The sequence below is a fragment of the Acinetobacter sp. DSM 11652 genome, assembly GCF_900109815.1.
Taxonomy (GTDB): domain Bacteria; phylum Pseudomonadota; class Gammaproteobacteria; order Pseudomonadales; family Moraxellaceae; genus Acinetobacter.
On sequence record NZ_FOBK01000034.1, the window covers coordinates 1 to 1,596 of the forward strand.

General features: G+C 33.1%; 2 protein-coding genes. One reads left to right on the forward strand and one right to left on the reverse strand.

From position 1 onward, the window contains the following. The first annotated feature begins 167 nt into the window (after positions 1–167). The gene (locus BMW42_RS14590) at positions 168–539 is read left to right on the forward strand and encodes a hypothetical protein (RefSeq protein WP_092768997.1); all 372 of its coding nucleotides are present in this window, start codon (positions 168–170) and stop codon (positions 537–539) included. Positions 540–755: 216 nt separating this feature from the next. Here the strand turns inward: BMW42_RS14590 and BMW42_RS14595 are convergent. Beyond that, the coding region (locus BMW42_RS14595) for a hypothetical protein (RefSeq protein ID WP_092769000.1) at positions 756–1,596 on the reverse strand (841 nt) is incomplete at its 5' end.

Below are 1,596 nucleotides of genomic sequence, written 5' to 3' on the forward strand. Positions count from 1 at the left end.
AAAAAAAAAGCTATTTTTTTCTTTAAATATCTGATAAAAAATAATAAAAGTTTGTACAAATTTAATTTTTAATTTGTACAGTTTTATGGCTATATTTTTTATTTATATATATGAAATATAAATATATTTTTTTGTACAAAATAAAATGGTGTGAGGTTTTTCATTCTATGGGCAATAAAGTCAAAACTTATGCGGTAAGGTTACTACCTGAGATTGCTGAATTTTATGATCAATTAGCAGAATCAGAGGGGATTAGAACCAGTAAGTTATTCAGTAAGATTTTATCTAATCATTTTCAGTCTAATGCTGTAACTCAACAGGCTAATCGAATTGAAAACCTTGTAGATAGGCTAGAGCAGCGTTTAGATGATTTCGAGCTGAAAAATAGTTTATCGGAGAAATATTATGAGGATTTCAGTACAACATACATGATGTTGGTATGGCTGATGATGAAAAATGATGCTACTAGAGATGAGATAAGAAGTATGCAGAGCAAAGGTACTTTATACGCTGAAAGAAATTTTTCTAAACAGGATTAAATAATGGACAATATTATTCAGTTATCTAAACCATGTACGCTTTGTGGAAATAGGCAGAATGTTAAGTTGTTTGCTGGGCTAATGCTTTGTTCTCAATGTCAGGAAAATATTAGGATCACTAATCCTGGTATGTTTGCTTCAAATGAACAGATCGAACAAAAAACTCAGGATTAACCTGAGTTTCGTACGGTGTATTTTAATTTTAGAAATTTTTAATTATTTCACATATTGCCAAAGATCAGGACCAACATAGCTCTCATCTATACGATAACCTTCAGCAATTGCTTCTTTTTCATCATACTCTCTAGATCTTTGAGTTCTTCGTTCTTCCTTTTCAAACGCTTGTTTTAACTCCAATGGAGTCATTGTATAAGCATTAATATTGTTTTCTGAATCACTTAAGGCATCTCGTTGATCATAACGAATGGTGTTAAAAGTATAACGAACAATATATTGCTCTTTACCATCTTCAGTTTTTTGAGTTTGACTGATGTATATATTCAATAAAAGACCATTAGCGTATAAGCGATAACCCAAAGACCCACCACCACTCGCATTCATGATGTTTTGCCATTCCTCATAACTAAAAATATAGCTTGGATCAATCGAATAGCCCCACTTCATGACATATCGCATATTATCTTCTTTCGCTATACGTGGGTTATAGGGAGCAATATAAAGTTTCCATCCCGCTTGATTCACTCGTTTCATTAAATTCGCATAAGCTTGATAGGCTTGCTCAGGACGTACAAACTCCTCTTTATTTAAGCCTGCATTAACAGTCATAACCTCAATACCATCTTCCTTATGAAACGATGTTCCTAATACATAAAAAACATGGTCAATAGCTAAGCTACTCGCGCCATTTTCAATCTTAATTTGACCAAGGTTCGGTGGTGAAAAATCTAATTCTCGAAAACTAGCGACAGGATGGTTATCCACGCCACTCTGATTGTATTGAGCAAAGTCTTTAAAGCCCTGTAGACCAAAATGGAGTAAATAAGGTTGCTGATTCATTGCACTATTCTCTATATTTTTTGCATTAGGTTGGCAACCT